At 68.3% G+C, this 21,548-nt stretch carries 21 protein-coding genes; 10 read left to right on the plus strand and 11 right to left on the minus strand.

Going from position 1 to position 21,548, the window contains the following annotated elements:
* Positions 1 to 106: 106 nt before the first annotated feature.
* The 3 genes from ppdK to ACFDSW_RS01880 are packed head-to-tail and all read left to right on the plus strand — an operon-like array spanning position 107 to position 3,939.
* Positions 107 to 2,803, plus strand: coding sequence for a pyruvate, phosphate dikinase (gene ppdK / locus ACFDSW_RS01870; RefSeq protein WP_375248573.1), 2,697 nt, complete (start codon positions 107 to 109; stop codon positions 2,801 to 2,803).
* A 15-nt stretch (positions 2,804 to 2,818) separates the two neighbouring features.
* Entirely contained in the window at positions 2,819 to 3,403 is a 585-nt protein-coding gene (locus tag ACFDSW_RS01875; protein WP_375248574.1) for a DUF1214 domain-containing protein, read from the plus strand.
* Positions 3,400 to 3,939, plus strand: a complete 540-nt coding sequence (locus ACFDSW_RS01880; protein ID WP_375248575.1) for a DUF1254 domain-containing protein — start codon at positions 3,400 to 3,402, stop codon at positions 3,937 to 3,939. Before ACFDSW_RS01875 ends, ACFDSW_RS01880 begins: the two co-directional genes overlap by 4 nt.
* A gap of 45 nt (positions 3,940 to 3,984) precedes the next feature.
* On the opposite strand, the gene ACFDSW_RS01885 is transcribed toward ACFDSW_RS01880, so the two are convergent.
* The 8 genes from ACFDSW_RS01885 to ACFDSW_RS01920 all read right to left on the minus strand — a co-directional run bounded on the left by ACFDSW_RS01885 (position 3,985) and on the right by ACFDSW_RS01920 (position 11,519).
* Positions 3,985 to 4,320 (minus strand): hypothetical protein, encoded by a 336-nt coding sequence (locus tag ACFDSW_RS01885; RefSeq protein WP_375248576.1) that lies wholly within the window; start codon positions 4,318 to 4,320, stop codon positions 3,985 to 3,987.
* A 69-nt stretch (positions 4,321 to 4,389) separates the two neighbouring features.
* A complete protein-coding gene (locus ACFDSW_RS01890; protein WP_375248600.1) occupies positions 4,390 to 5,391 on the minus strand; it encodes a type II secretion system F family protein in 1,002 nt (333 codons plus the stop codon).
* Between the two features lie 2 nt (positions 5,392 to 5,393).
* On the minus strand, positions 5,394 to 6,368 hold the full coding sequence (locus ACFDSW_RS01895) for a type II secretion system F family protein (protein ID WP_375248577.1): 975 nt from the start codon (positions 6,366 to 6,368) through the stop codon (positions 5,394 to 5,396).
* Positions 6,369 to 6,389: 21 nt separating this feature from the next.
* Complete coding sequence (locus ACFDSW_RS01900; protein ID WP_375248578.1) at positions 6,390 to 7,679, minus strand: pilus assembly protein CpaE; 1,290 nt, start codon at positions 7,677 to 7,679, stop codon at positions 6,390 to 6,392.
* 1 nt (position 7,680) lies between these two features.
* Complete coding sequence (locus ACFDSW_RS01905) at positions 7,681 to 8,313, minus strand: CpaD family pilus assembly lipoprotein (protein WP_375248579.1); 633 nt, start codon at positions 8,311 to 8,313, stop codon at positions 7,681 to 7,683.
* 20 nt (positions 8,314 to 8,333) lie between these two features.
* Positions 8,334 to 9,932, minus strand: coding sequence for a type II and III secretion system protein family protein (locus tag ACFDSW_RS01910; protein WP_375248580.1), 1,599 nt, complete (start codon positions 9,930 to 9,932; stop codon positions 8,334 to 8,336).
* 1 nt (position 9,933) lies between these two features.
* Entirely contained in the window at positions 9,934 to 10,998 is a 1,065-nt protein-coding gene (cpaB, locus tag ACFDSW_RS01915; protein ID WP_375248581.1) for a Flp pilus assembly protein CpaB, read from the minus strand.
* Between the two features lie 44 nt (positions 10,999 to 11,042).
* Positions 11,043 to 11,519, minus strand: a complete 477-nt coding sequence (locus ACFDSW_RS01920; RefSeq protein WP_375248582.1) for a prepilin peptidase — start codon at positions 11,517 to 11,519, stop codon at positions 11,043 to 11,045.
* Between the two features lie 47 nt (positions 11,520 to 11,566).
* Here ACFDSW_RS01920 and ACFDSW_RS01925 point away from each other — a divergent pair, with 47 nt between their 5' ends.
* Together ACFDSW_RS01925 and ACFDSW_RS01930 are read left to right on the plus strand one after the other, a co-directional pair.
* A complete protein-coding gene (locus ACFDSW_RS01925; protein WP_375248583.1) occupies positions 11,567 to 12,514 on the plus strand; it encodes an alpha/beta fold hydrolase in 948 nt (315 codons plus the stop codon).
* Positions 12,511 to 13,602: an NAD(P)/FAD-dependent oxidoreductase gene (locus ACFDSW_RS01930; protein ID WP_375248584.1), complete on the plus strand. Its 1,092-nt coding sequence runs from the start codon at positions 12,511 to 12,513 to the stop codon at positions 13,600 to 13,602. The genes ACFDSW_RS01925 and ACFDSW_RS01930 overlap by 4 nt, the downstream gene beginning before the upstream one ends.
* A 75-nt stretch (positions 13,603 to 13,677) precedes the next feature.
* Here the strand turns inward: ACFDSW_RS01930 and ACFDSW_RS01935 are convergent, their stop codons facing one another.
* The gene (locus tag ACFDSW_RS01935) at positions 13,678 to 14,466 is read right to left on the minus strand and encodes an SDR family oxidoreductase (RefSeq protein ID WP_375248585.1); all 789 of its coding nucleotides are present in this window, start codon (positions 14,464 to 14,466) and stop codon (positions 13,678 to 13,680) included.
* An 86-nt stretch (positions 14,467 to 14,552) separates the two neighbouring features.
* Entirely contained in the window at positions 14,553 to 15,713 is a 1,161-nt protein-coding gene (locus tag ACFDSW_RS01940) for an acyl-CoA dehydrogenase family protein (protein WP_375248586.1), read from the minus strand.
* Positions 15,714 to 15,853: 140 nt separating this feature from the next.
* On the opposite strand from ACFDSW_RS01940, the gene ACFDSW_RS01945 reads away from it, so the two are divergent.
* The 3 genes from ACFDSW_RS01945 to ACFDSW_RS01955 all read left to right on the plus strand — a co-directional run bounded on the left by ACFDSW_RS01945 (position 15,854) and on the right by ACFDSW_RS01955 (position 18,945).
* Positions 15,854 to 16,681 carry an SDR family NAD(P)-dependent oxidoreductase gene (locus tag ACFDSW_RS01945; RefSeq protein ID WP_375248601.1) on the plus strand — a complete coding sequence of 276 codons (828 nt, stop codon included), beginning with the start codon at positions 15,854 to 15,856 and terminating at the stop codon, positions 16,679 to 16,681.
* Positions 16,678 to 18,177, plus strand: coding sequence for an MFS transporter (locus ACFDSW_RS01950; protein WP_375248587.1), 1,500 nt, complete (start codon positions 16,678 to 16,680; stop codon positions 18,175 to 18,177). Before ACFDSW_RS01945 ends, ACFDSW_RS01950 begins: the two co-directional genes overlap by 4 nt.
* A gap of 270 nt (positions 18,178 to 18,447) precedes the next feature.
* A complete protein-coding gene (locus ACFDSW_RS01955) occupies positions 18,448 to 18,945 on the plus strand; it encodes a CHAP domain-containing protein (protein WP_375248588.1) in 498 nt (165 codons plus the stop codon).
* A 39-nt stretch (positions 18,946 to 18,984) separates the two neighbouring features.
* On the opposite strand, the gene msrB is transcribed toward ACFDSW_RS01955, so the two are convergent.
* Entirely contained in the window at positions 18,985 to 19,482 is a 498-nt protein-coding gene (gene msrB / locus ACFDSW_RS01960) for a peptide-methionine (R)-S-oxide reductase MsrB (RefSeq protein ID WP_375248589.1), read from the minus strand.
* A 116-nt stretch (positions 19,483 to 19,598) separates the two neighbouring features.
* On the opposite strand from msrB, the gene ACFDSW_RS01965 reads away from it, so the two are divergent.
* Entirely contained in the window at positions 19,599 to 20,876 is a 1,278-nt protein-coding gene (locus ACFDSW_RS01965) for a glutamate-5-semialdehyde dehydrogenase (protein WP_375248590.1), read from the plus strand.
* Between the two features lie 48 nt (positions 20,877 to 20,924).
* Complete coding sequence (locus tag ACFDSW_RS01970) at positions 20,925 to 21,542, plus strand: nicotinate-nucleotide adenylyltransferase (protein ID WP_375248602.1); 618 nt, start codon at positions 20,925 to 20,927, stop codon at positions 21,540 to 21,542.
* Positions 21,543 to 21,548: the final 6 nt, after the last annotated feature.

Below are 21,548 nucleotides of genomic sequence, written 5' to 3' on the forward strand. Positions count from 1 at the left end.
AAGCTGTCCCACCGCTCCGCAGAATCCTGTTGCATTCCCCTGCGCGAGCGTGTGTTGCAGCGCACAAACAGCGCACGCGCGCGGACATAGGACAGGAGACGTGACGATGGCGACGGCGGTCGAGGCGAGCAACGCGGCGCGCTACGTATATCGGTTCGGCGGGGGCGTATCCGACGGCGGCAAGGGCGACAAGAACCTGCTCGGCGGCAAGGGCGCGAACCTCGCGGAAATGGCGTCGATCGATCTGCCGGTGCCGCCAGGTTTCACCATCTCCACCGCGATGTGCACGCGCTATTACGAGGAAGGCGAGCGCTTTCCCGACTCGCTGAAGGCCGAAGTGGCCGCGGGGATCGCGCATATCGAAGGCATCACCGGCAAGCGCTTCGGTGACGCGGCGGATCCGCTGCTGGTATCGGTACGTTCGGGCGCGCGGGTGTCGATGCCGGGCATGATGGACACGGTCCTGAACCTCGGCCTCAACGATGCGACGGTCGAGGGGCTGGCGGCGGCAAGCGGCGACGAGCGTTTCGCCTGGGACAGCTATCGCCGCTTTATCCAGATGTATTCGGACGTGGTGCTGGAGCTGGATCACGGCGCGTTCGAAGAGGCGCTGGAGATCGCCAAGGAGGATCGCGGCTATACGCTCGATACCGAATTGTCCGCCGACGACTGGCGGCAGCTGGTCGCCGAATACAAGAAGCTGGTCGCGGCGGAATGGGGCAAGCCCTTTCCGCAGGACGTGCACGATCAATTGTGGGGCGCGATCGGCGCGGTGTTCGGATCGTGGCAGTCGGAACGCGCCAAGGTGTATCGCCGGTTGAACGACATTCCGGGCGACTGGGGCACCGCGGTCAACGTGCAGGCGATGGTGTTCGGCAATATGGGCGACACCAGCGCCACCGGGGTCGCCTTCACGCGCGACCCGTCGAAGGGCGATCGTGCTTATTACGGCGAGTTTCTGATCAACGCGCAGGGCGAGGATGTCGTGGCGGGCATTCGCACGCCGCAATATCTGACGAAGATCGCGCGCGAGGAAGCGGGCGCCAAGCCTGCCTCGATGGAAGAGGCGATGCCCGAGGTGTATGGCGAGCTGGCGGCGGTGTTCGACAAGCTCGAAACGCATTATCGCGACATGCAGGACATCGAGTTTACCGTCGAACGCGGCAAATTGTGGATGCTGCAGACGCGCTCGGGCAAGCGCACCGCTAAGGCGGCGCTGAAGATCGCGGTCGAGATGGCGAACGAGGGGCTGATCACGCGCGAGGAAGCGATCGCACGGGTCGAGCCGCAGGCGCTCGATCAGCTGCTGCATCCGACGCTCGATCCCGAGGCGCAGCGCGACGTGCTGACCAAGGGCCTGCCCGCGAGCCCCGGCGCGGCAAGCGGCGCGGCGGTGTTCGACGCCGATACCGCCGAACGCTGGGCGGCGGACGGCAAGGCGGTGATCCTGGTGCGCACCGAAACCAGCCCCGAGGATATCCACGGCATGCATGCGGCGAAGGGCATCCTGACCGCGCGCGGCGGGATGACCAGCCATGCGGCGGTGGTCGCGCGCGGGATGGGCCGGCCGTGCGTTTCGGGTGCGGGCACGCTGTCGATCGACCCGCGCGCGAAGGTGGCGCGCGTTGCGGGGCGCGAGGTGCACGAGGGCGATACGCTGACGATCGACGGCAGCACCGGCGAGGTGATGATGGGCGAGGTCGCGACGATCCAGCCCGAACTGGCGGGCGATTTCGGCACATTGATGGAATGGGCCGATGGCGTTCGCCGGTTGAAGGTGCGCGCCAATGCCGAAACCCCGCTCGACTGCCGCACCGCGCGCGATTTCGGTGCGGAGGGGGTCGGTCTGTGCCGTACCGAGCATATGTTCTTCGACGGCGCGCGTATCACCGCGGTGCGCCAGATGATCCTGGCGGAGGACGAAGCCGGGCGCCGCGCCGCGCTGGACAAGCTGTTGCCCGAACAGCGCGCCGATTTCACCGCGATCTTCGAGGTGATGGCGGGCCTGCCGGTCACCGTCCGCCTGCTCGATCCGCCGCTCCATGAATTCCTGCCGCACGAGGAGAATGAATTCGCCGAGGTGGCGAGCGCCGCCGGCGTCGCGGTCGACCAGCTCAAGCGCCGCGCGGCGGAGCTGCACGAATTCAATCCGATGCTCGGGCATCGCGGCTGCCGGCTGGGCGTGACCTATCCCGAAATCTACGAGATGCAGGCGCGCGCCATCTTCGAGGCGGCGATCGACGTCGCGGAGAAGAGCGGCGAGGCCCCGATCCCGGAGGTGATGATCCCGCTGGTCGCCACGAAGCGCGAGCTGGATCTGATGAAGGCGGTGGTCGATGCCGCGGCGAAGGACGTGTTTGCTGAGCGCGGGCGGACGATCGACTATCTGGTCGGCACGATGATCGAACTGCCGCGCGCGGCGCTGCGCGCGGGCGAGATCGCGGAGGCGGGCGAATTCTTCTCGTTCGGCACCAACGACCTGACGCAGACGACGCTGGGCGTCAGCCGCGACGATGCGGCGCGCTTCCTGGGCGCCTATGTCGGCAAGGGCATCTATGCCAAGGATCCGTTCGTCAGCCTGGACGTGGAGGGCGTGGGCGAATTGGTCAGCCTCGCCGCCGAGCGCGGCCGCGCGACCCGCCCGGCGATCAAGCTGGGCATCTGCGGCGAGCATGGCGGCGATCCCGCATCGATCGCTTTCTGTGAAACGGTGGGGCTGGATTACGTCTCCGCCTCGCCTTACCGTGTGCCGATCGCACGGCTGGCCGCGGCGCAGGCAGCGCTGAAGGCCCGTCCGGCATAGGACAAGGGAGCGGATATGAAGCCCTGGGCGCGGTATCTGGTTTGTATCGCGCTGGGGCTGATCCTCGGCGTCGGTGTGGCGACATGGCAGGTCCGCGCGGGTGCGCTGGGATCGGGCGTGGCGATCGGGCCGTGGGTCAGCGGCACCGATCTGGGCACCACCGACCAGAGCGCACGGACCCGCGCGGTGGTGGCGCTGCGCGGCCTGCTCGCTCTGCCCGCCCGCGAGGCGCGTTATTACACCGCCACCACGGATGATGCGGGGCGACGGCTGGAAGGACGCTGCCGCTATCGGGTGATCGGTGGCACCTTGCCCGCCCGCTGGTGGAGTCTGACGCTGTATGATCCCGCGGGCTATCTGACGGGACCGGGGCCTTATTCGGTCGGCAGCGCGATCCTGCCGCCGGCGGAGCAGGCGCGCTGGACGGTGCTGGTGGCACCCGATCGGCAGCCGGGGCACTGGCTGCCGACCGCGGGGCAGGAGCATTTCGATCTGACGCTGCGCACCTATCTGCCCGACAATGCGGGGCGGACCAGCCCGGCGCGCGATCAATTGCCGAGCATCCGGCGCGAAGCCTGCACGGGGGAGGAGGGCGCATGATCCGGACCACCATCCAGGCATGGCGCTGGCCGTTGCTGCTGGGGTTGATCGTCGCAGCGATCGCATGGCAGGCAACGCTACGGCGTACCCCCTATGTGTTGATGAGCGCGGCGGAGAAGCGGCTCGGGAAGATGGGTGGCGTCAATCAGATGGCGCACGGGCCGCTGGCGGACAGCGCATCGCGCGCGGTGGTGCGGCCCAGCCCCGACCTGGCTTATTCGACCTGTGTCTTCGATCTGTCGAACGGCCCGGTGACGGTGACGGCCGCCCCGGTGCCGGCGCGTTACTGGTCGCTGTCGGTGTTTGATGCGCGCACCGATGTCGCGTTCGTGCGCAACAATGTCGAGTCACAGGGCGCACCGATACGGATCGTGCTGATCCGCGACGGCCAGACCGCGCCGCCGGGGACGACGGCGGTGCTGGTGCCCGGCGGCCATGGCATCGCGCTGATCCGCATCCTGGTGGACGATCGCGCGCGCTTCGCTATGGTCGATCAGGCCAGGCGCGCCTCGTGCTGCGGCCCGGTCGCCCCATAAGGCGCGCGCCGGGTCAGGCCCCGGTGCGGTGGGAGTGCGACGGGATCAGATACGATCGTCGCGAAACGCGGGCGCGGCAGAGGAACGGGGGGTGACGCCGTCGTCGCGCACCACGCGGTCGCCGGTGATCATGCGATCCTCGCGCACCACATGATCGGCCACCACCGGCCGCTCCGCGACCACGGGGCGTTCGCGGGTGAGGCGCGTGTTCTCTGCCTCAAGTTCGGCGATACGCTTGTTCGCGGCGGCATGCGCGTCGCGTTCGGCGGCATAGCGCGCCTTCCACTTCTTCCCGCCGGGATGGCTGGCCAGCCCGAACAGCCAGCCAGCGACCAGCGCGACCGCGAGCGCGATATATTGCGTTGGGGTGGTAAACAGCATCGCATCCCTCCTGTTACGCTGTGTCAACGACAGCGGGATGCGGCTGTTCCAGCGGCCACGCGCCGGGCGTTACTTCGGCCCGTTCTGAATGAAGCTGTCGTTGATCGAGCAGGCCGCCGGGCCGAGGATGACGACGAACAGCACCGGCAGGATGAACAGGATCAACGGCACCGTCATGATCGCGGGCAGCCGCGCGGCCTTTTCCTCGGCGCGCATCATCCGCTCGTTGCGGAATTCCGCCGACAGGACGCGCAGCGCGCTGGCGAGCGGCGTGCCGTATTTCTCGGTCTGGATCATCGTGGTGACGACGCCCTTCACCGCATCGAGGTCGACGCGCGTGGCAAGGTTCTCGAACGCCTGCCGACGGTCGGTCAGAAAGCCCAGTTCGATCGCGGTCAGCGCGAATTCCTCGCCGAGTTCGGGATAGGCCTTGCCCAGTTCGCGCGACACGCGATGGAAGGCGGCATCGACGGTCAGGCCCGCCTCCGCGCAGATCACCAGCAGGTCGAGCGCGTCGGGCAGCCCCTTGCGGATCGCATCGCTGCGTTTGCTGATCTTGTTCTTCAGGTACAGATCGGGCGCCTTGTACGCCAGGATCAACGTCGCCGCGACCAGTGCATAGCGCTTGAACGCGCTCCAGTCGGGGAAGGTATCCAGCACATAGACATAGACGATCATGATGCCGCCGAACACGATCGGCAGGATCAGCCGGCCGAAGATGACCGCGACGGCCCAATCCTTTTTGCGGATGCCCGCCTGCAGCAACTTGCGCTGCGCGACCTTCACCTGTTCGTCCTGCAACACGCGCAGCGACGACAGCAGGTTGCGGATACGGTCAGCGGTGGCGTTCTTGTGCACCAGTTTCGCGCGGCGCTTGCTGGTCGAGGCGGTGATCCCCGCCTTCAACTGCTCGCGACGCTCGTTGAGCGCCTTGACGCGGCGCGCCATCGGATCGCGCACGCCGAGCGCCGACCAGATCGCGATGAAGATCGCCGCCGCGGCGATGCCGGACAGCATCGTCGCCAGCGTGATGATGTCGATGCCCATGACGGTGGGGGTGGCGGGTTCCATCATCAAATCTCGAAGCTGACCATCTTGGACATGATGAAGGCGCCGATCCCCATCCAGGTAAAGCCGCCGGCACCGATCACCATCAGGCGGGTGTCACTGAAAAAGCCCGCCATATACGGCGGATTGATCGTGTAGATCAGTCCGAAGACGATGAACGGCAGCGAGCCGACAATATAGGCCGACGCTTTCGATTCGGACGACATCGCCTTGATCTTCAGCTTCATTTGCGACCGCTGACGCAACACGGTGGCCAGGTTCTGGAGCGTTTCGGCCAGATTGCCGCCGGTTTCGCGCTGGATGGCGATCGTGATGACGAAGAACTGGAATTCTGGCGTGCCCAGCCGGTCGGCGGTTTCCTGCAGCGCCACGTCCATCGTCCGGCCGATCTTCATCTTGTCGGATACCGAACGGAACTCCTCGCCCACCGGGCCCGATACCTCGGCACCGACGACCTGCATCGTCTCCGAAATCGGCAGACCAGAACGAAGGCCGCGCACCAGCAGCTCGATCGCGTCGGGGAATTTGGCGGTGAACTGATTGATCCGGCGCTTGATGAAGAAACCGACCACGAGATGCGGCAGCGCGCCGCCCAGCATCAGGCCCAGGAACAGCGCCAGCAGCAGCGGCAGCCCCTTGATCAGCAGGGCCAGCATGACGAAGAGCGCGACGCCCAGCGTGGCGAAGCCATATTGGCCAACCGTCCACGGCTTGCCCGTCATCGACAGGCGCTTCTGCAATTGCGCGACATTCGGCAGCAGCCGCATCGCCGCACGGTCGGCACGTGTCGAATCACGACCCGTGATGCGACGCATCTGCGCCTCGATGACGTTCGTCTCGGACGGCAGATGGCGTTCGCGCACGGTCGCCAGCCGGCGCGAGCCCGCTTTCTGCGCGGACGGGCCGGCAAAGGCGAAGACGAGCATGCCCAGCGTCAGAAACGCCCCGAGCGCAATCAGGAGCAGCGGCAGCAGCGGCATGGTGTCAGCGTCCCAGCATCATTACTTGGCGGTGGCCGGCTTCTTCTTTCCGACCCGCCCCTTCAGCGTGGAGAAGCGCGACAGCAGCGATGCCCCGCGCTTGCCCGGCCCGGCCACGTCGTCGGCGCTATCGTCGGTGGCACTGAGCAACCGGTCCGACAGATCGTTGAGCGGCGCCATTGTCTTCGAGGCCTTGCCGGTCTCCGCCATCGGCTTGCCCAGCTTGGCGGCCTGCGCGGCGAGCTTCTGGTCGAACGGGATGACGAGATCGACCGCCCGTTCGATCGAGCCCTCGAAATCCTTGCGCGAGATTTCGAGCTGCGGCCCGGAATGCATCCGGTTGATGAGGACCGTGACGGTCGCCTGCGGCACGTTGGCGCGCAGCCACGACAGCAGCCGGATCGTATCGCGCGCGGCGGCCAGCGTCAGTTCCGCGACCAGCACCACCTGTGCGATCTCGGACACCAGATGCGGGTGCTGGACCAGCATATTGCGCGGCAGATCGACCACCGTGCACTCGAACGCGGAGCGCATCTCCTCCTGCAACTGATAATAAGCGGCGCCGTCGGTGATGATCGGCGATCCGATCGGCGCTTCCGCCGACAGGACGCTCAACCGCTCGGACGCGCGCACCATCGCGCGTTCGATGAACAAACCGTCGATGCGGCTGGGATTCTCGATCGCGTCGGTCAGGCCACGACCGGGTTCGAGATCGAGCGCCAGCGCACCCGTGCCGAAATGCACATCAAGGTCGAGCAACGCGGTCGAGCGGTGGCCGCGCTCGCTGATCAGCCAGGCGAGCGACGTCGCGATCGTCGAGGCGCCGACACCGCCGCGCGCGCCGATCACCGCGGTGGCGCAATGCGGGCGCTCCGCACCGATATCGCCCGTGCGCGGCGTGACGAGCGTCGCCTGCGCCTGTGCGAAGGCATCGCGCAGCACGTCCGGGCTGAACGGCTTCAGGATATAATCCTGGATGCCGCTGGCGAGCAGATCGCGATACAGACGGACGTCGTTGACCTGTCCCGCCGCGATCACGATCGTGCCGGGCTCGCACACTTCGGCAAGGCCGTTGATGTCGCCCAGCGGGTCCCCCGATTCGGCGAGATCGACGAACAGCACGTGCGGGCTGGACGAGACCGACAGCGTCTGCACCGCGTTGCGCAGGCCGCCCTTGTAGACATTCTCGATCGGCCAGCCGAGCTCCGCCGCGATCGGGCGGAGTTGCTCGACCGACGCATCGTCGCAGGCGAAGGCGAGGAACGGGGTGCGCGTGCCGGCGGGGCCGCCGGGCTTCCATGGTGCGTTCACGTTACTTCCCTCCCGACGATTCGGACTTCAGCGTGGTGCCGCCGGCGCCCGTCGGGGCCGCCGAGCGCAGCGAGGTGATCGCGCGCGTGCCGGTGAGCGGATCATATTCCCCCGTCGACGCGCCGCGGACCAGATCGGTCGGATTGGCGATCATCGCGGCGAGATTGCCGTTCACCGCGCAGCCGAAATCGGTGGTGTTGTTGTGCTCGAACGCCGGCTCGACGCTGCGGCGGCCGTCGTTGCACGACGGGACCGCGGCGCGCGCGCGGCTGACCACGATCCGCGCGGTGCCGGGGGCGAGGGGCGCACCGGTCACCGGCGCCTGGTCCGCGACCAGCAGCCCGTAGCGCGCCGCGACGCCCGCGACATCGCCGCGCGCGGCTACGCCGGTCTCGGCATCGTCGACCGAGATCGTGTCGCCGTAGCCGGCGTGCAGGGCATCGAGCCAGCCACGCAGCCGCTGCGTCTCACCGGTGGCGAGGCCGGTCGGGGTGACCTGCACGTCGACCGTATAATCGGTGCGCGACACAACCGGCTGGTTGACCGACTCGACCCCGCGATTGACGGGGCCGCAGGCGGCCAGCGGCAGCAGCGACAAAGCGGTGGCGGCCAGAAGCGGGAGACGCAGGGTCATCGGCGATACCTTCAGCGAGATCATTGGATCGAGAAGCCTGGGGCGGGGGCGCCGCCCTTGCGATCGTCATGGCGCGACGCCTTGCGATCGGCCGGCGGGGCGACCGGCGCCGGGGCGGGCGCGACGGGAGCCGGCGCCGGCGTGACGCTGGTCATCGGCACCGGCGCGAGCGCGCCGATCGTCGGCGCGGCATTGGGCTGCTGCACCTGCATCGTCGGCTTCGGCCGTGGCGCACCGCGCGATCCGGCGTCCAGAGTGCCGACCAGCACCCGCTCAAGGTCGCCCGGCGCGCGATAGCCGTCTGTCGGCAGGCGGATGTCGTTGCCGTTGACCGGCCGCACCAGATACGGCGTGATCACGATCACCAGCTCGGTTTCGTTGCGCTGGAAGGCGTTCGACTTGAACAGCGCGCCCAGCACCGGCACGTCGGCGAGGCCCGGCGTCTTGTCGTAGGAATTGTTGTGGGTGTTCTGCATCAGCCCGGCGATCATGAAGCTCTGGCCGGAGCCAAGCTCGACCGTCGTTTCCGCGCGCCGCGTCGTCAGCGCGGGCACGCGCCCGTTGCCGATGGCGACGGCGTTGGCGTAATCGAGCTGCGAGACTTCGGGCCGGACCCGGAGCGAGATGCGGCCGTCCGACAGCACCGTGGGCGTATAGGCGAGGCTGACGCCGAACTGCTTGTATTCGATCGAGGTCGTGCCGAGCGCCTGGCTGATCGGGATCGGGATCTCGCCACCCGCCAGGAAGGTGCCCGTCTCGCCCGACAGCGCGGTCAGGTTCGGGTTGGCCAGCGTCGTGACCTGGCCCATCGTCTCGCCGAGATCGATCGCCGACAGGATGTCGAGCCCGAAGAGGCGGCCGGCGGCACCGATCGAGGTACGCGTGTTCTCGTTCTTGTTGAAGGTGTACGACGTCCCCGAGCCAGTGCCGGTGATCGTGCCCGGCGTCCCGCCCGACGCGACCCCGAAACGGAACCCGCCCGTCTGATCGCGCGTCAGCAGGTTGCTGCCGATGTTCTTCAGGAAGGTACGGCTCACCTCGGCGAACTTGACCTGCAGATTGACCTGCAGCGGCGTCGCGGTGCGCAGGCGGCTCAGCACCTTCGTATCGGCACCGACGAACGCCTGCACCAGGCGCTCCGCCTCGGCGCCGTCCTGCGGACCGCTGACCGTGCCGGTGAGCAGGACGAGACCGTTCATCGGCGTGGCGGCGATCTGCGCCTCGGGCAGCGCCAGCGCCAGCATCTGCTGGATCGAGTCATAGTTGTTCCCGACGCGGATCGTGGCGGTATAGACCACCGCGCCCCCGCGCGCCGTCGCCGACAGCGTCGTCTCGCCCGGCTTCTTGCCGAAGACGTAGAGCTGCGTGGGCGAGCGGACCTGCACGTCGGCGATGTCCGGATTGGCGAGGAACAGGTCGCTCATCGGTCGCGACAGCGTGACCAGCCGGCCGCGATTGGTCGACACCTGCAGCGTCGGCGCGGCGGTGCCGGTCGACGCGGCGGCTGCCGCCCCCGTGGTGGCCAGCTGCGCCGGCGCGGCGCCGGGGACCGAGGCGACCGCCGCGGCGGCCAGCGCCACCGTCAGCGACCGCAGGGTCAGGTTGGACGAGATCGGCATCTTAATTCTTCCCCCCGACCGGAACTTCGGTCACGTTGTTGCCGCGGGCGATGCGAACGATCGCGCCCGCCGGCCGGGCCGCCACGGCGCCACCACCGCTGGCGGCGGACGGTGCGGCGCCCGCTGGCGCGGCCATGCCCGGATTGTCGCCGAAACCGGCGGGTGTGGGTGCGGCGCCGACGATCGGCGGCACGCTGCGGCGCTGGAAGCGGGACACGTCCGCCCCGACGACATAGGTGGAATTGCCGGCCTGCGGCGTGCTGGCGAGCTTGGTGAGCATCGCCTTTTCGGCGGCCGGATCCTTGCTGTCACCCATGGTGATCGCGCCGGACGCGATCGCCTGTTCCAGTTCCGACGCATTGTCGGCGATCGAGCGCAGCGACAGCGATAGCGTGCCGATCGTCTGCGCGACGGCGATCTGCTCCGCGATACGCGGGGTCGCCTCGACCGTGATGGTGGAGAAGGTCTGCACGACGGTGTTGCCGTTGGCGTCCTTCTGGTCGCCGGTGCGCTGGTCGGTCGCGAGCACGCGCAGATTGCGCACCACCGTCTCGCTGGTCTTCAGCGGCGGGCCGTCGTTGCCCGACACCGCCTGCGTCAGGATCAGGTCGATATGGTCGCCCGGGAAGACGAAGCCCGCAACCGAGGTCTGCGCCGACACCGGCACCGTGACCGCGCGCATGCCCGGCCCCAGTGCGGCGGCGAGGAAGCCACGGTCGCCCGGCTTGACGAGCTGGCCCTGCGTCACCGGCTGGCCGGCCGTGATCGGCAGGCGCACGACGGTGCCCAGCAGACGCGACATGTCGGTCGTGTCCTTCTGGTAGTAAGCGTTCTCGACCAGGTCTTTCGGCCACGGCTGAAACTTAAGCGCAGTCGCGTCCAGGATCGTGCCGACCGGCAACGCGCGGGTCGCCACCAGCACTTCCGGGCCAACCGGCAGCGGGGCGGGGGCGGCCGCCAGGGCCTGCGGCGCGGCGGCGCCTGCGATCAGCGAGCGGGCGGCAAAGGCGGTGATCGCCGCCACCACCAGCGCGCCCACCAGCATCATCACCTTGCGACTGTCCATCTATATTGTCCTTGCGTGCGCGCAGGGTTGAAAATCAGCGCCGTTTATCGATGAAAGTGGTTAAGAAGCGGTTCGTGAACCATCAGCAGCCCGGCGAGCGCGATCGCGACGCCATACGGCACCTCGATCGGCCCCTCGGACCGGCGCCAGCGGCGCTCGATCAGGAACAGCAGTGTCAGCGCGCCTCCCAGCAGCGACATCAGCAGCAACATGTCGAGCAGCGCGAACGGCGGCAGCCACAGCGCCACCGCGGTGATCAGCTTCACGTCGCCGCCGCCCATCTGGCCGAGCGCGAACGCGCCCGCGAAGATCGCGAACACCGCCAACGCCACGCCCAACTGGATGGCCATGCCGGGCCACGGATCAAGCCCGATCGCGACCCACCACAGGGGCGCGAGCAGCGCGATCGCGGCATTCTTGGCATTGCCGATCTCCCGCGTGCGCGCGTCCTGCACGCCCGCCGACAACAGCAGCAACGCCAGCGATACCGGCAGCAACCAGACGAGAATGTCCCACCCCATGACACGAGAGGTAGACGGAAGGGTTTGAGAAACCGTAACCGTGCCGAATGGTGACGATCGCCCCCCTGTCGCGCGGCTTCGACCGGCGGCGTCTGCCGCCGGGCGCACGCATCAGCCACTGGCCTGCCGCTGACGGCTGGCCGCTGCGGCGTTTCGACTGGCCCGGCGGCGGACGTGGCGCGATCCTGTTCCAGACCGGTCGCGGCGACATCTTCGAGAAATATTGGGAGGCGTTCGCGCATTGGCATGATGCGGGCTGGTCGGTTTCCGCCTTCGACTGGCGTGGGCAGGGCGGGTCGGGGCGGCTGAGCGCCGATCCGCATGTCGGCCATTGCGAGGACGTTGCGCCGTGGATCGCCGATCTGGCCGCCTTCTGGCGGTCGTGGAGCAGCGAGACGAGCGGGCCGCGCGTGCTGATGGGGCATTCGATGGGCGGCTATCTGACGCTGGCGGCGTTGTTGGAGGGGGTGGTCGATCCCGATGCGCTGGTGCTGGTCGCGCCGATGCTGGGGCTGCGCAGCCCGATCGGCGCGGCCTGGGGCGGGCGGATCGCGCGCTGGATGCAACGGCTCGGCGATCCGGCGCGGGCGGCATGGAAGGGGCATGAGCGCCCCGGCGCCCCCGATCGCCGCGCCCTGCTGACCGCCGACGCGGATCGTTATGCGGACGAGGGCTGGTGGTATGACGCGCAGCCCGGGTTGCGACTGGGGCCGCCGAGCTGGTCGTGGCTCGCGCAGGCGTTCGCGGGGACCGCCCGGTTGCGGCGCGACCCCCGGCTGACCCGGTTGCACACCCCGGTATTGATGCTGGTGGCGGACCATGACCGGCTGGTCGATCCGCATGCGGCGATCGCGGTGGCGGAGCGCCTGCCCGATGCGCGGGTCGAACGGTTCGGCCCCGAATCGGCGCATGAGATCCTGCGCGAGGTCGATCCGGTGCGTGACCGCGCGCTCTCCGCGATCGATGCCTTCCTCGATGCACGGGCAGCGAAGTGAGCGAACGCTACGATATCGCGATCGTCGGTGCGGGGATCGCCGGCGCCAGCCTCGCCGCAGCGATCGGCGCGCGCGCGCGCGTGCTACTGCTGGAGGGGGAGGCGCAGCCGGGCTATCATGCGACCGGGCGGTCGGCGGCGTTCTGGTCGGAAACCTATGGCGGGCCCGGCATCCAGCCGCTGACCACCGCGTCCGGCGCGGCATTGCGCGACGGCGGTTATCTGGACCCGCTGGGGGCGGTGCATATCGGGCGGGCGCAGGATGCGGCGGCGATCGAGGCCTTGCTGGCCGATTTCGCCGATACGCCCGTGGCGCTGGACGCGGTCGATCCTGCCGGTGCGATACCGGGGCTGCGCGGTGACTGGACGCTCGCCGTCAGCGAGCCGACCTGCGCCTATATCGATGTCGCGCGGCTGCACGCCGACTATCTCGCCGCCGCGCGCCGCGCCGGCGCGACGATCGTTACCGCCGCGATGCTGGCGTCCGCGGCGCGCCACGGCGGGGCCTGGCAGCTTGCCGCCGCCGACGGCCGCAGGTTCGTGGCGGAGGTGCTGGTGGATGCCGCCGGTGCCTGGGCGGATCGGGTCGCCGCACTCGCGGGCGCGCGCGCGATCGGCATCACGCCGTATCGCCGCACGATGGTGCAACTCGCCACCGATCCGCCCGCGCCGGCCGGGATGCCGTTCGTCGTTGACATCTCGGGTGCCTTCTATTTCAAACCCGAAGCGGGCGGCAAATTGTGGCTGAGCCCGCACGACGAACATCGTGTCGATCCGCAGGATGTCGCGCCCGAGGAGATCGACGTCGCGATCGCGATCGATCGTTTCGAACATGTGGTCGACTGGCGCGTCACGCGGGTCGAGCGGCGCTGGGCGGGGTTACGCTCGTTCGCGCCCGATCGCCTGCCGGTCTATGGCGCCGACCCGATGATGCCGGGATTCTTCTGGTTCGCGGGGCAGGGCGGGTTCGGCATCCAGACCGCCCCCGCCGCCGCCGCGATCGGCGCGGCGTTGCTATTGGGCGATACGCCGCCGGCCGGCATCGATATCGCGCGCTACCTGCCGGATCGGTTCGCCGACGCGGGCTAGCACGGACCTGACCATCCCCCGTGCCGGGGAGAAAGGCCAATGCCCGTTGGGCCGCCCGCCGCCGCTGCGTTTCCGTCAGGCGTCGATACTGGTGCCCAGGCTGGCATTAACAATCCCGCCGTCGACCGCGATCGTCTCGCCGACGATATAGTCGCCCGCCCGGCTGGCGAGATAGATCGCGGTGCCCGCCATATCCTCGATCTCGCCGATGCGGCGCGAGGGGATCGCCTTGGCGACCTGTTCGCCGTGGTCGCGCGCGGCGCGGTTCATCTCGCTGGCGAAGGCGCCGGGCGCGATCGAGGTGACGTTGATGCCGTCGCGGATCAACCGCGCGGCCAGCCGCTTGGTGAGGTAGATCAGCGCCGACTTGGATGCGTGATAGCTGTACGTTTCCCACGGATTGAGCCGCAGCCCGTCGATCGAGGTGATGTTGATCACCTTCGCGGGGCGCTGCGCCGCGGCGCCCGCTTTCAACATGCCGTGGAGCGCCTGGGTCAGGAAGAACGGCGATTTGACGTTCAGGTCCATCACCTTGTCCCAGCCGCTTTCCGGAAACTCCTCGAACGGCACGCCCCAGGCGGCGCCGGCGTTATTGACGAGGATGTCGAGCCGCTCCTCCCGCTCCGCCAGCGCGGCGGCGAGGGCGCGGCACCCGTCGACCGTCGATACGTCCATCGGCAGCGGGATGCAGTTCGGCCCGAGTTCCGCCGCCGTCTCTTCGCAGGCGGGCGCCTTGCGGCTGGAGATATAGACCTTCGCGCCCTGCGCGATGAAGCCGGCGGCGATCATCTTGCCGATGCCGCGGCTACCCCCGGTGACCAATGCGATGCGGCCGTCGAGCCGGAACAGCTTGGTGGTATCCATATGATGTCCTCCCCTGGAGATGATGGGCGTCCTGGCGCGCCGGTCCGGTCGCTTCGTACCCCGGCCTTCGCGGGGTGCGGCGGTGCCTATCCCCCGCGCTTCATCGTCTCACGCGCGATGATGATCTGCTGGATCTGGCTGGTGCCTTCGTAAATGCGGAACAGGCGCACATCGCGGTACAGCCGTTCGATGCCGTAATCGGCGATATAGCCCGCCCCGCCGAAGATCTGCACCGCGCGATCCGCGACCCGGCCGACCATCTCGCTGGCGTAATATTTCGCGGCGGCGCTTTCCATCACCACGTTGGTGCCGGCGTCCTTCGCCGCGGCGGTTTCCAGCACCAGCGCGCGCGCGGCCAGCGTCTCGGTCTTCGAATCCGCGATCATCGCCTGGATCAGCTGATGCTCCGCGATCGGCTTGCCGAACTGCTTGCGTTCCCCGGCATAGGCGACGCAATCCGCGATCAGCCGCTCGGCCACGCCGACGCAGACCGCCGCGATATGCAGCCGCCCGCGATCGAGCACGCGCATCGCGATCTTGAAGCCTTCGCCTTCCTCACCCAGGCGATTGGCGATGGGCACCGGCGCATCGTCGAAATTGACATCGGCGACCTTCGCGCCCTTCTGGCCCATCTTCTTTTCGGGCTCGCCCACCGAAACGCCCGGCAGATCGCGCGGGACGAGGAAGGCGGAAACGCCGCGCCCGCCGGGGTCGTCGCTGGTGCGCGCCATTACCGTGAACAGGTCGGCACGGTCGGCATTGGTGATGTAGCGCTTCGTCCCCGACAGGCGATAGACGTCGGCCCCATTCTCATCCTTGCCGCGCACCGCGCGCGTCTTCACGCTGCCCGAATCGCTGCCGACATCCGGCTCGGTCAGCGCGAAGCTAGTCACGATGTCGCCGCTCGCGATGCGGGGCAGCCATTGCGCCTTTTGCTCGGCGGTACCCGCCATCACGAGGCCCTGGCTGCCGATGCCGACATTGGTGCCGAAATTGGAACGGAACGCCGGCGTCGTCCGCCCCAGTTCGATCGCGACCCTCGCCTCTTCCGCCATGGTCAGGCCCAGCCCGCCATATTCCTCCGCGATCGACAGGCCGAACAATCCCATCTCGCGCATCTCCTGCACGACATCGTCGGGAATGCGGTCGTCCGTTTCCACCTGCGCCTCCAGCGGGCGGAGCCGTTCGCTGACGAAGCGACGGATGGTGGTGATCAGCGCGTCAAAGGTTTCAGGGTCGAGTGCCATGGCGCGCGATGTACGAAAAACGTCGATCCAGGGCAAACCGATTATTCGAACCGTGGGATGTTGACGTGGTAGATCGCCATACTATGGTGCCGAAAATGACCGATGCCGCACAGACGGCACGGCGTTCGCAGGAGAGTGGGATGCGGCTTCAGGGCAGGCGCGCGGTGGTAACGGGTGGTGCATCGGGCATCGGCCGGGCCACCGCGCTTCGGTTGGTGGACGAAGGCGCGGAGGTGTGGATCGGCGACATCGACACCGCTGCCGGCGAGGCCATCGCCGCCACATCGAACGGCCGGATCCACTTCCGGCATACCGACGTCACCGATGCTGATTCGATCAAGGCGCTGATCGAGACCGCCGATGCCGCGGGCGGGCTCGACATTCTGTTCAACAATGCCGGTGCCGGCGGCGCGCGCGAGCGGATCGACGAGATTGCCGCCGCCGATTGGGATCGGACGCAGGCGTTGCTGCTGCGCTCGGTGGCGCTTGGCATCCGCCACGCCGCTCCGCTGATGACGGCGCGCGGCGGGGGAGCGATCGTCAACACGTCCAGCGTGTCGGCGCTCGGCACCGGCTATGCCCCGATCGCCTATTCGACCGCCAAGGCCGGGGTATTGCACCTCACCAAATTGGCTGCGGCGGAGCTGGCGCGGCACAATATCCGCGTCAACGCGGTCGTCCCCGGCTTCATCACCACCAACATCTTCACCCGCCATCTCGACGTGCCCGAGGACAGGCGGCAGCTCGCCAATCAGGTGATCGCCGGCGCCGCGGCACGCGCGCAGCCGGTGAAGCGTGCGGGCCGGCCGGAGGATATCGCGGCGGCGGTCGCGTATCTCGCCAGCGACGATGCGGCGTTCGTTACCGGCACGCATATCCTGATCGACGGCGGGCTGACCATCGGCACGCGCGCCAGTTGGGACGAGAACGAGCCGTCGCTGTTCTCCGCGCTGGAAGCGTTTCAGTGACCGCGCCCGGCGCGGTCAATGTGACGGGTGCGCAACCCGCCACCACCGCGCCGATGATCCGCCGGCTCTCGCCCGGCACGATGGCCAGCTATGGCGTCGGCGCGGCCGCCTATGGCGTCAAGGATTCGGGGTTCGGCACCTTCCTGTTGCTGTTCTACAATCAGGTCGTCGGCGTGCCGGCGGCGACGGTCGGTTTTGTCGTGATGTGTGCGTTGATCATCGACGCCTTCGTCGATCCGACGATCGGTTTCCTCTCCGATCGGACGCGCAGCCGCTGGGGGCGGCGGCATCCGTGGATGTACGGCGCCGCGCTGCCCATCATGCTGGGCTGGCTGTTGCTGTGGAATCCGCCCGCCGCCTCGCATCAGGCGATCCTCGGCTGGCTGTTCGTCGTCGCGGTGATCGTGCGCTCCGCCGTGAGCGCCTATGAAGTGCCCAGCCAGGCGCTCGCCGCCGAACTGTCGGGCGATTATGACGAGCGGACGCGGATCATGGCGTATCGCTATCTGTTCGGCTGGGCGGGCGGGCTGATCATGCTGATCGCCGCCTATATGTATTTCCTTGCGCCCGCGCCCGGCTATCCCAACGGCCTGCTCAATCCGGCGGGTTATCGCGGCTTCGCGATCGCGGGGGCGCTGTTCATGGGCGCCGCGATCCTGTTCTCCGCGCTCGGCACCCACCGGGAAATCCCCTATCTGCCGAAGCAGGAGCGGCGCATCCTGTCGCTGCGCGACAGCTTTCGCGAGATCGCCCAGACAGTGCGCAACCGCGCTTTTGCGATCCTGATGCTCGCGGGGGTCTGCGCCTATACCGGCCAGGGGCTGGTCTATGCCTTGTCGAACTATCTCTACAGTTTCGTCTGGGGCTTTCGCGGCGCGACGTTCGTGTATTTCAGCCTGTCGCTGTTCGCCGGGGTCGTGATCGCGTTCGTCGTTGCGCCGCGCATCGGCGCACGTCTCGCCAAGCCGCGCGCCGCCGCGATCGCCGCGCTGGCCAGTGTCGCTTTCGGCACCACGCCCTATTGGCTGCGGCTGGCGGGGGTGTTCCCGGGCATCGGCGATCCGGCCATGTTGCCGCTGCTGTTCGCTTTCGCGACGCTGGGCACGGCGTGCGGCGTCACCGCCTATATCCTTGGCGCCTCGATGCTGGCGGATGTGGTGGAGGATTCGGAGATGCGCACCGGGCGCCGTTCCGAAGGCATGTTCTTCGCGGGCGGCTTCTTCGTGCAGAAATGCACCAGCGGGATCGGTATCTTCGTGTGCGGGCTGATCCTCGCCGCCGCCGGCTTTCCCGAAAAGGCGGTGCCGGGACAGGTGCCCGCGCCAGTGATCGACCGGCTGACGCTGATCTACGCCTGCTGCTACGTCACGTTCAACATCCTGGCGGCGTTCTTCTACACGCGCTTTCCATTCGGGCGGCGCGAGCATGAGCTACGCATGGCGAGGCTGACCGGCGCGCCCGTGATCGACGCCGCCCCGCGCGAGCCATTCGCCTAGGAGCAACTACGACGGTGCCCGCGAATCACCCCGATTCGGCCGTTTCTTTACCGCATGGTAACGCTTTCCGTCAGCACGGCTGACCTTTCGCCGTGGCGCACGGCGACTCGTCGCCGGCCATACTCCTTTCGTCGGAAAAGGTTCCTGCGACGATTGTGACCGTTTGAATTCCCGGCCATCGCAGCATCACCAGTTCGAGAGACCGGGGGGTCGCCCGTGAATGTGAAGTCGTTGACAGCGCGTTTTGCGCTGGTGGTGTCGTGCGTCCTGATGACGACTACCGCCGCCCAGGCCCGATACCTGCAGTGCGCGCCGTTCGCCCGCGAGGTTTCGGGAATCGAACTTTATGGCAACGCCAACACCTGGTGGGGACAGGCCGCCGGCCGCTACGCACGCGGCACCACGCCGCAGGTTGGCGCGGTGATGGCGTTCAAGGCGATCCGCAGCATGCCGGTCGGCCATGTCGCAATGGTCAGCCGGATCATCAGCGATCGTGAAGTGCTGCTGACCCACGCCAATTGGTCACGCCGCGGCGGGATCGAGCGCGACGTGCGCGCCATCGACGTTTCCGACGCGGGCGACTGGAGCAAGGTGCGCGTGTGGTTCGCGGGGATCGGCGACCTCGGCACCACCAACTATCCGCTGGCGGGATTCATCTACGGCGGCAAGGCGCCGACCCAGCCGGTCGAGCCGGGCGCTGTCGACACCACCCTGCCGACGCTGACGATCGCGACCGTCGCCACCGTGCCGACCGGGATCGCGCATTGAGATGAGCGCCGCGCCGCGCTGGCGGGGCGCGGCGATGCTTCAGGCGGGACGGAAGGTCATCGCCACGCCATTCATGCAATAACGTTTGCCGGTCGGCCTGGGGCCGTCGTCGAAGACATGGCCGAGATGCCCGCCGCAGCGGCGGCAATGCACCTCGACCCGCGTCATGCCCAGTGTCCGGTCGCTGCGGGTAGCGACCGCATTCGACAGCGGTGCCCAGAAACTGGGCCAGCCCGTCCCGCTCTCGAACTTGGTCTTCGAAGAGAACAGCGGCAGCGCACATCCCTTGCACGCGAACAGCCCGGCGCGATGCTCGCCATTGAGCGGGCTGGAAAAGGGGCGTTCGGTATCCTCGTGCCGGAGCACCTGATAGGCCGCCGGGCCAAGCTGCGCCCGCCATTGCGCGTCGGTCTTGCTGACCTCGAACCGCTCCGCCGCGTCGGCGGGGTGGCTGCCGCATGCCGCCAAGGTGGTGGCGAAGGTGCTGATCCCGGCGAAGCCAAGGAAGCGGCGGCGGTCGAACGTTGGATGGTCCATGTCCGGGAATATAGGATGTGAAGAAGGGCACGACAGGGGAGGCGGCGCGGAAAAGTGCGGGGTCGGCGGGAAGCGGGCGGACGGCACCTGGCCGGACTGGCCCACCCCGATCGTCCATGGTACGAGCCGCCATGCTCGACACGCACTCCCCCACCACGCTGATCGCGACGATGGCGGCGCGCGCGCGTGATGCGGCGCGGTGGCTCGCCCGGTCGACCGACGCGCAGAAGGCCGCCGCGCTGGTCGCCGCCGCGGATGCGATCCGCGCGGCTGCCCCGGCGATCATCGCCGCCAATGCGGCCGATCTGGCGCGCGCGTCCGCCAACGGGCTGAGCGGCGCCCTGCTCGATCGGCTGCGGCTCGACGGGCCGCGCATCGCCGCGATGGCGGACGGCATCGCGGCAGTCGCGGCGCTTGCCGATCCCGTTGGGCAGGTGATCGACCGCTCGACCCGCCCCAACGGGCTGATGCTGTCGCGCGTGCGGGTGCCGATCGGGGTGATCGGCATCATCTACGAAAGCCGTCCCAACGTCACCGCCGACGCTGCCGCATTGTGCGTGCGCTCGGGGAATGCGGTGATCCTGCGCGGTGGGTCGGAGGCGATCGACAGCAATCGTGCCGTCCATGCGGCGATGGTGGCGGGGCTGGAGCTGGCGGGCTTGCCGGCGGAGGCGGTGCAGCTGGTGCCGACCACCGATCGCGCCGCGGTGGGCGCGATGCTGGCGGCGGACGGCGCGATCGACCTGATCATCCCGCGCGGTGGCAAGAGCCTGGTCGCGCGCGTGCAGGCGGAGGCGCGCGTGCCGGTGCTGGCGCATCTCGACGGGATCAACCACGTCTATGTGCATCGGTCCGCCGATCCGGCGATGGCGGAGGCGATCGTGCTGAACGCCAAGATGCGGCGCACGGGCGTATGCGGCGCGATGGAGACGCTGCTGATCGATCGTGGCTATCCCGCGGCGGAGGCGCTGCTGCGCGCGCTGGCGGCGACCGGCTGCACGGTGCGCGGCGATGCGGCGGCGCGCGCGCTGCTGCCCACGATCGACGCGGCGGACGCGGCGGACTGGGACACCGAATATCTCGATGCGATCGCGGCGGTGGCGGTCGTCGACGATCTCGATGGCGCGCTGGCGCATATCGCGGCGCACGGATCGCATCATACCGATGCGATCGTCGCGGCGGACGAGGGCGCGGCGGAGCGTTTCCTGGCGGAGGTCGATTCGGCGATCGTGCTGTGGAACGCCTCGACCCAATTCGCGGATGGCGGGGAATTCGGGCTGGGTGCGGAGATCGGGATTGCCACCGGCCGGCTGCACGCGCGTGGTCCGGTCGCGCTGGAGGGACTGACGACCTATAAATGGCTGGGTCACGGCACGGGGCAGGTGCGCGCGTGATCCGGTTATCCGTCATGTCGGGATGCGTGTGATTCAGGGGCGGTGGTGATCCGGCGTGTCGGGTTGCTTGGCGGGTCGTTCAATCCGGCGCATCGCGGGCATCGTCACGTCACGCTGGCGGCGATCCGCGCGCTCGATCTGGACGAGGCGTGGTGGCTGGTGTCGCCGGGCAATCCATTGAAGCCGCGTCGGGGCATGGCGCCGTTCGCCGCGCGGGTGGCGTCGGCGCGGCGCATGGCGCGCCGCGCACCGATCCGTGCCAGCGCGATCGAACAGCGGCTGCACACCCGCTATACCGTCGATACGCTGCGCGTGCTGCAACGCCGCTTTCCGAAGATTCGCTTCATCTGGATCATGGGTGCGGACAATCTGGCGCAGTTCCACGTCTGGAAAGACTGGCGCACGATCGCCCGCACGATGCCGATTGCGGTGATCGCGCGACCGGGTTATGATGGGCGTGCCCTTGCGGCGCCCGCAATGGGCTGGCTGCGGCGCTTTCGGCGGCCCGCACGCCAGGCGAGTGACTGGACCGAGTGGAGTGTGCCAGCCCTGGTGCTGTTACGGTTCCGCCCCGACCCGACATCCGCGACGCAGCTTCGTGCGGCCGATCCCGGCTGGTACAAGCATGGCGCCGAATCCCTATCCCTTGCCCATCCGGCCAACTGAGGAGCC

It is taken from the genome of Sphingomonas sp. (genome assembly GCF_042091075.1).
GTDB lineage: Bacteria > Pseudomonadota > Alphaproteobacteria > Sphingomonadales > Sphingomonadaceae > Sphingomonas.